Source organism: Sporomusa acidovorans, assembly GCF_900101845.1.
In the GTDB taxonomy this organism is placed as follows: Bacteria; Bacillota; Negativicutes; order Sporomusales; family Sporomusaceae; genus Sporomusa; species Sporomusa acidovorans.
Genome location: NZ_FNAM01000059.1, coordinates 20,615 through 28,656 on the forward strand (window position 1 = coordinate 20,615; position 8,042 = coordinate 28,656).

7 protein-coding genes are annotated in these 8,042 nt (G+C 43.2%); all 7 read left to right on the forward strand.

Translation table 11 applies throughout. The annotated features are described in order from the left end of the window. A partial coding sequence (locus BLR65_RS30620; RefSeq protein ID WP_218130671.1) for a hemagglutinin repeat-containing protein occupies positions 1–2,289 on the forward strand: 2,289 nt, incomplete at its 5' end. Positions 2,290–2,305: 16 nt separating this feature from the next. Beyond that, positions 2,306–2,617 (forward strand): hypothetical protein, encoded by a 312-nt coding sequence (locus BLR65_RS25335; RefSeq protein ID WP_093797079.1) that lies wholly within the window; start codon positions 2,306–2,308, stop codon positions 2,615–2,617. 319 nt (positions 2,618–2,936) lie between these two features. Continuing rightward, positions 2,937–3,656: a hemagglutinin repeat-containing protein gene (locus tag BLR65_RS31110; protein WP_245693040.1), complete on the forward strand. Its 720-nt coding sequence runs from the start codon at positions 2,937–2,939 to the stop codon at positions 3,654–3,656. Further along, positions 3,613–6,171 (forward strand): hemagglutinin repeat-containing protein, encoded by a 2,559-nt coding sequence (locus BLR65_RS30625; RefSeq protein ID WP_245693041.1) that lies wholly within the window; start codon positions 3,613–3,615, stop codon positions 6,169–6,171. Before BLR65_RS31110 ends, BLR65_RS30625 begins: the two co-directional genes overlap by 44 nt. A 9-nt stretch (positions 6,172–6,180) precedes the next feature. Next, on the forward strand, positions 6,181–6,513 hold the full coding sequence (locus tag BLR65_RS25345) for a hypothetical protein (protein ID WP_093797081.1): 333 nt from the start codon (positions 6,181–6,183) through the stop codon (positions 6,511–6,513). A 311-nt stretch (positions 6,514–6,824) separates the two neighbouring features. After that, positions 6,825–7,127 (forward strand): hypothetical protein, encoded by a 303-nt coding sequence (locus BLR65_RS25350; protein WP_093797083.1) that lies wholly within the window; start codon positions 6,825–6,827, stop codon positions 7,125–7,127. 16 nt (positions 7,128–7,143) lie between these two features. Continuing rightward, a partial coding sequence (locus BLR65_RS25355; protein WP_176772805.1) for a hemagglutinin repeat-containing protein occupies positions 7,144–8,042 on the forward strand: 899 nt, incomplete at its 3' end.

Below are 8,042 nucleotides of genomic sequence, written 5' to 3' on the forward strand. Positions count from 1 at the left end.
GACACCAACATCATTGCCTCGCAAGTAAAAGGCGAAAAAGTAGTAGCGGAAGTAGGCGGCAACCTCAACATCGCCAGCAAGCAGGATACCGATAACTATACCGCGAAGAATCAAAACAGCGGGATTAATTTGGAAACCGGTAAGAGTAGCGGTACTCATGGTGCTGTAAATACAGGCAAAACCAACTCTATCTACAACAGTGTAGTCGAGCAGGCAGGAATTTATGCCGGAAAAGACGGTTTTGATATTAATGTAGGCAAGAATACTGACCTGAAGGGTGCGGTCATTAGCAGTCAGGCTACGCCGGATAAAAATAAGCTGAGCACCGATACACTGACTTACTCGGATATTAAGAACAAGGCGGAGTATAAGGCAAGCAGTTCGGGAGTAAGTTATAATGCAGGTAAAGGCGTAGAGAAAAAAGATCAAGGCTTGACTCCAAATATAGGAGTAACTGTAAAAGGAGATGCAGATAGTACAACTAAATCTGCTATTTCGTCTGGGACAATTGATACTCGTAGTAATCCGAATCAGGATCTATCTAAACTTAGTCGGGACCCATCAAGTGCAGTAAATGCATTAGGAAAGATATTTGATAAGAAAAGTGTTCAAGAAAAACAAGAACTAGCTAAATTATTTGGTGAATTGGCATATGAGCAAGTTCATATTATATCTTCTAATGCTAGAAGGGCAGCTAAACAGGAATTAAATAAAGCTATGGCAGATCCAAACTCAACACCGGAGCAAATTGCTTCATTAAAAGCTAAGGTTGATGCTTGGAGTGAAGGTGGAGTAAACAAAATTGCACTTCACGCATTTGTGGGTGGAATTATGTCAGACCTTGGAGGTAATAGTTTTGCGTCTGGCGCAGTAGGCTCAGGGATAAACGAAGCCATACAAGGAGAATTGTCAAAACGCTTTAAAGATAATCCAGATATGCATCAATGGGCAAGTGCTCTTATAGGGGCGGCTGCAGCAAAAGCTGTTGGCGGTGATGCACAAGTTGGAGCTAGCACTGCGGCAAGTGGGACGAAGAATAATAAATTAAATGATTACGAAATTACGCAATTTAAGCAAGAATTGATGACCGCATTGGCAAATGGCGCGAGTGCAGAAGCAATACAAGAAATAGTGGCACGATATAAAGATTTAGCAATGGAGGAGAGAACTTCTGCCGATCGCATTGCGAATAGTAGTATTCTCTTGCCTGGATACAGCCGAGAATTCAATGAAGATTTTAAAGGATTTTTAAAAGATCAGTTTGGTTACGATTGGGATGAAGCCTTTGCAACGATAAAAAGTTATAACCCTAATGCCACAGATGCAGATGTGTGGGATAATCTTTATGAGCATATAAAAACCAATGAAGGGGCCATTGCTTGGCGGGCCAATCAAAATAAAGAAGATTTGCGTGAAGCAAGCGGGCCTGTTAAAGGTGATACGCTGTTGTCATTAGGGAAGGTAAGCTCTATTAACTGGGATACTGATGGAATAGCCAGAAGTGTAAATGACGAAGAAGGTAATTCGTACGCCTTAGAAACGCCGTTGTCCCGAGGTGATTACGAGTATCAAAAAAATGGAGCAGAACCATTTCCAGATCCCAAAACTAATAGGTGGTTTGTATCAACCGCTGATGGAGATTGCCCGGTATATGGGCTAGGCACAGTAGGAGATTATTATGCGAAGAAAGGTTATCCAGTTGAATTAGGTAATGATGGAGGACATTATGTCAAAGCTCCAGATGGTTCAAGTTGGTATACATCGGCACCATTAACATCGGTAAAAGAGCAAATTCGTGAAGAACATAAAAAAGTAATTGATGAAAATGATGATCTTCTCTTGCAGGCAATGGCAGGTAGAGATGCGGGAATAGGACTAAATAAAAGTACAACTAAAAATATTGAAACTATTCTTGAGGGGCCGAGTAAAGCTGTAAATCTATCGGATGAACTGGCGAAAAGTGGTGTGAAGTACAATCCCAATGATGTTGTTGCAATTACAAAAACAGCAGATGGAAAACTTGTATGGTTGGAAAATGGAAACAAACAAGCTGGATTAGAACACATCATGAATCACGCCGATGATTTTGCTGCAAAAGGAATTGCACGAGGCGAAATAAAAGATCTGGTAATGACAGCTTTGGAAAAAGGCGAAATTGTAGGGTATCAGGGAAAAGGGACTGGAAGACCAATCTACGAGGTTGTTTTCAAAGGTGAAAAACAGCGAGTGGCAATTACTGTCGGAAACAATGGATTTGTTGTAGGGGCGAATCCTCAGTCTCTGCCGTAAACGAAGGAGAAAGAGAATGAAAAATATAAGAATGATGATGGACTATCAATGCTATCCAATATGGATATATGATGAAAAGGGCGATTTGATTTGCAATGACTTACCAGCTGAATTGAAAAATGAAAATGAAATAGGGGATATTTTAGATCATATTCAAACAGTATATGATAGTCTCTTTGTTGATGATGAAATTCAGTTTGGCTATCAAGGATTTGCAGATGAAACTGCTAAACGTGAATTTGAGAAAAATGTTTTGAAAGTGTTAGGGCTAATAGAATCAAAAGTTGGGAATTTGTATAAAATAGAAAACAGAATAGACATAGATTAGAATAATTCTGTTCTGGAAATTGTGAAAAGAAGCAATTTGCCGTTGCTTGACGTTTTCGCCGACATTTCGGACGAAGACACTGCCGTCTGGCTGGAAGACATCGTTGCGGAAACCGCAGACGAAGAATTAAACTGACGGCAAAAAGCTGGACCAACTGGATGAAAAACAACGACGGCTCGCTAGTCATCTCCGCCAAGTCTTGCAGAGTATCAATCCATGCCTAATTCGACTGACTACAAAAAAAGACTAGGGGACGGAGGAAGTGTCTTAAAAGACGGAACCACCGTCCCTTAGTCTTTTCGAGCAAAGCGGGTTGAGTGTGTCGTTAGGCAGTACCCTCATTTCAGCCGCTAGCGATGCCGCAGCCGATATAAAACGATCAGGAGATGTCCAGGATAACAGACTAAAAGCCCTGTATGAATATAAAGCAGTTAAAGACATGCAAAAAGCCGGCAAAGAGTTAACCAAAAATAATGGCAAACTCAGCGGCGGGGCAGCCGTCAGCGTCAGCATCGGCAGCAGCAAAACAACCTTCGAACAGACAACCCATACCGAAACCGCCAATATCTCCAACATTAACGCCGGTGACAAGGTAAACATCAAAGCCACCGCAGGCGATGTCAACCTTACAGGCACCAAAATCAACGCCAAAGACATAACCATTGAAGCCGTGAAAAACATTAACCTGGCAGGCGCCCAAAACAAACAACAGACCGACAGCAAGACAAGTTCCTCTTCCTGGTCTGTGGGTGGAACCATTGGCACCGGTTTCTTTGGCAATGCCGGCAAGGGCAGTGGTAAAGAGAACGGAAATGCAACTACCAATGTCAGCAGCGTAATCAACGCCAGCGGCACAACCAAACTCAAATCAGGCGAAGACACCAACATCATTGCCTCGCAAGTAAAAGGCGAAAAAGTAGTAGCGGAAGTAGGCGGCAACCTCAACATCGCCAGCAAGCAGGATACCGATAATTATACCGCGAAGAATCAAAACAGTGGGATTAATTTGGAAACCGGTAAGAGTAGCGGTACTTATTGATAATACCGTCAATACCTATGACAGCCAGTATAAGTACGAATTCAAGCAAAGCGGACTTACCGTGTCGTTAGGCGGTGCGGCAGTCAGTGCCGGACTCGATCTTGCCGGTGACATAAAGAGGTCAGGCCAAGTCAAAGATGAACGCTTGCAAGCCCTCTACGGCTACAAAGCAGTAAGAGACCTAAAAACCCTCGGAAAAGAACTCAAAGGTAATCCCCAAGACGGCCTGTCCCTTAACGTCAGTCTTGGTTCCACCAAGCTGACAACAGAACAAAACACCCATACCGAAAACGTTAATGCATCAAACATAACCGCAGGCGGCAACGTTAACATCACAGCAACAGAGGGTAATGTCAACCTTAAAGCGACAAACATCAACGCTAAAGATATAACAGTCGATGCGAAAAAAGACATCAACATCGAGTCAGCCCAAAACAAAATGGATTCCGACACCAAAACAAGCTCATCCTCGGCCGCAATCAGCGCTTCCTTCGGTTTGAGTACCGGATCCTTCGGAGGATTGACTGGCAGCGCTAACTCTGGCAAAGGCAAAGAAAACCAGTCAGCCACTACCAACACCGAAAGCCAACTCAACGCCAGCGGTACTGCGACATTAAAATCCGGGAACGATACCAACATTATCGGTTCCCAAGTTAAAGGTAAAAAAGTAGAAGTCGACGCCGGCCATAACCTCAACATCGAAAGCCGGCAGGACAGCGACACCTATACAGCGAAGAATCAAAGTGCCGGTATTGGTTTTGGCACCGGAAAAATTAGCGGTACAAACGGTTCGATTAGTGCAGGCAAAACAAAATCAAATTACGACAGCGTCACAGAACAGGCAGGTATCTTTGCCGGTAAAGACGGCTTCGACATCAAAGTCGGCAAAAACACTGACCTGAAGGGTGCGGTCATTAGCAGCGAGGCTGGGCCGGATAAGAATAAGCTGAGTACCGATACGCTGACCTATTCGGATATTGAGAATAAGGCGGAGTATAGCGCGAGCAGTTCGGGCATTGGTTATGCCGCCGGTAAAGACGCGAACGGCGACCCGGTAGCGAAGAAAGACTTGGGATTGATACCCAATATTGGGACAACAGCCAGCGGCGAAGCCTCCAGTACAACAAAATCAGCGATTTCCCTGGGAACGATTGATATTCGCAGTAATCCTAACCAGGATCTTTCTAATCTTAGTCGCACACCTGAAGGAGCCGTAAATGCACTTGGTAAGATATTCGATAAGAAAACAGTTCAGGAGCAGCAGGAACTAGCTAAAGTCTTTGGAGAAGTTGCTTTTAAAGCAATTGGTGATTTAGGGCTTAAAGAAGGTAGTCCTGAAAAAGTTCTTCTAGACGGCGTTGTCAGTGGAATCATGTCTAAACTGGGTGGAGGCAGCTTTGCAGAGGGAGCCGCCGCCGGAGGCTTTAACCAGTTGGTCGTGAACGAACTGAAAAAAATAGGCGATCCAGCCTTAATGCAATGGGCTAGTGCAGTTTTGGGAGCTGCTGCAGCAAAAGTTGTTGGCGGTAATGCTCAGACCGGGGCTAGTATTGCTACTAGTGAGACGAAGAATAACTCTTTATCTCATGATGAATATGCCTTAATGGAAAAAGAACTCAAAAATTGCAAAAATGAAGAAGAAAGAAAAGCCGTTCTGGAAAAATGGGGCAAGCTAAGTCAAGAACGAGATGAAACAATTAACCAATTGTATGCTGAATATGAAAAAGCGACGACAGATGAAGAAAGAGAAGCCATAAATAAAAAACGGGATCAATTATATGCAGAGTGGGGAATTTCCGATGGTATAGGAGTAACTCTTGTTATTGAAAAGGCTAATCCAGATTCTCGCTATGAGGGCCTTTCTAAAGAACGTCAAGAAACACTTAGTAAAGTAGATAATGCAACCAATTTGGCAGATAAATTAAAATATAGTGCACAGTTTATTAGTCAAGGTTTGATTGAAAAAATTACGAATTATAGGGATTCCCAATATAATTTAGCGATAAATAATGGCTTAACGCCGGAATTAGCAGCTATTGCTGCTGATAATGCGACATGGAATTTGATTGGACCTGCTCTTTCAACGGCAGTTAGAACAGGAGATGTACTTGGTTCAGGATTAGGTAATTTGTTAAGTAAGGGGCCGAGTAAAGCTGGCGTTGAATGGTCGTTCCGAAATATTCCTGAAGGTGGAGCTACTATTACAGGTAGAAAATATTCTGAACATGCACTTGAGAGAATGGCTCCTAATACTCCAGAGATACGGGCTGAGTTACGAACAAAAGCTGATAAGATTGCAGGAGAAAAAGGATTAGTTCCAGGAAGTAAGGAATATAATGAATTCATTAACAAGTATGTAGATCCAAGAGGAATTACTCCAACTGTAGTAGAAGATGCAATCAGAAATACAAAGCCAGCTCCTGGAAATACCCCTGGAACGTTTGTGCATGAAAATGCAAACGTAAGGGTAATCGTAAATTCAAACGGAGATGTTGTAACGGTAATACCGAGATAGGAGAGGAAAATGTACATTAAATATGATGAGTATGAATTGCTAGAGCTATTTGAAAATGAGCCAATACTGGTGTGCGGTGAAGAAGCAGGGGTATTTATGTACAGTAACGTTGACAAGTGTAACGTAAAGATAGTGATGTTATTTTCTGTTTATGAAAATACGTGTAAGGTAAGTTTATGCCATGCTTCTCACAATGATAAAACCATATTCGAATGTAACATAGTAGATGTTGAACGGCTTGAGTGCAGTAAAAGTACAATGAAGATTGTGAAGATTGGGGGGGCGGTACCTATAAGCATTAGCTTTGATCCAAACTATGCTATAAATATTGAAAACTTATAGTTGACTTACTGCAAAACTCTGACAAGTTCACTACAAAAATGTGGTATTTGTTGAGTGAGATGTAGAAATCTATAAGATGCATAAGGTTTTTCGAAAGGGTAACACAAAAACTGACCGCAGAACTAAAATTCTGCAGTCAGTCACCCAAAATGTTCCTAGCGTAGCGTCAGTGCCGTCGGTAGCACCAATGACGCAACTGTCCCTACTGACGCTTTGCGGGGATGAAATTGAATAGCATCAATGGGGCCAACAGATGTAAAAGTCTGTTGGCCTTTTTGCATTTGTGCAGAAATTTTGAAAGGAGAAAAAGGATGCTGAAAATAGCGCATGCACACCAACTGGCATCAATCAACGACTTGCCCGCCGAAGTGATGACAGTAATTCGCGAGGCCGTAACCATTTTGGATAATGAGTACGGCGAGAGTAGAGATGTTGATAGCAGTGATGGAGGATTTGTACTGGTCATTGAAAGCAAAGCAGAACTGGCAGCTTTACAAGAAATACGTATAGACATAGCTAGTGACATTCCCGAATATGTGGATGTAATCCATTGCCAGAATGGACAAGTATTTGCCAGTTCATTGAGAATGAGTCAGGGGACGGTTCCAGAATGAGTCAGGGGACGGTTCCATGACTCACACAAACCGACACCGAAACCCACGAATCGCTGCTCGTAACCCATACGAAAAGTCACGGTACGGCTACAAAGCAGTAAGAGACCTAAAAACCCTCGGAAAAGAACTCAAAGGTAATTCCAAAGACGGCCTATCCCTTAACGTCAGTCTTGGTTCCACCAAGCTGACAACAGAACAAAACACCCATACCGAAACCGTTAATGCATCAAACATAACCGCCGGTGGCAACGTTAACATCACAGCGACAGAGGGTAATGTCAACCTTAAAGCGACAAACATCAACGCTAAAGATATAATAGTCGATGCGAAAAAAGACATCAACATCGAGTCAGCCCAAAACAAAATGGATTCCGACACCAAAACAAGTTCATCCTCGGCCGCAATCGGCGCTTCCTTCGGTTTGAGTACGGGATCCTTCGGAGGATTGACCGGCAGCGCTAACTCCGGCAAAGGCAAAGAAAACCAGTCAGCCACTACCAACACCGAAAGCCAACTCAACGCCAGCGGCACCGTAAAACTAAAATCAGGCAACGATACCAACATCAGCGGTTCCCAAGTCAAAGGTAAAAAAGTAGAAGTCGACGCCGGCGATAACCTCAACATTGAAAGCCGGCAGGACAGCGACACCTATACAGCGAAGAATCAAAGTGCCGGTATTGGTTTCGGCACCGGAAAAATTAGCGGTACAAACGGTTCGATTAGTGCAGGCAAAACAAAATCAAATTACGACAGCGTCACAGAACAGGCGGGTATCTTTGCTGGCCAAGACGGCTTTGCTATCAAAGTCGGCAAAAACACCGACCTGAAAGGTGCGGTAATTACCAGTGAGGCTACACCGGATAAGAATAAGCTGTCTACGGATACCCTGACTTACTCGGATATTCAGAATAAAGC

Excerpts from the sequence above, each read along its gene's own strand:
- BLR65_RS25335 (WP_093797079.1), top strand. The coding sequence starts at position 2,306 with ATGAAAAATATAAGAATGATGATGGACTATCAATGCTATCCAATATGG.
- BLR65_RS25345 (WP_093797081.1), top strand. The coding sequence starts at position 6,181 with ATGTACATTAAATATGATGAGTATGAATTGCTAGAGCTATTTGAAAAT.
- BLR65_RS25350 (WP_093797083.1), top strand. The coding sequence starts at position 6,825 with ATGCTGAAAATAGCGCATGCACACCAACTGGCATCAATCAACGACTTG.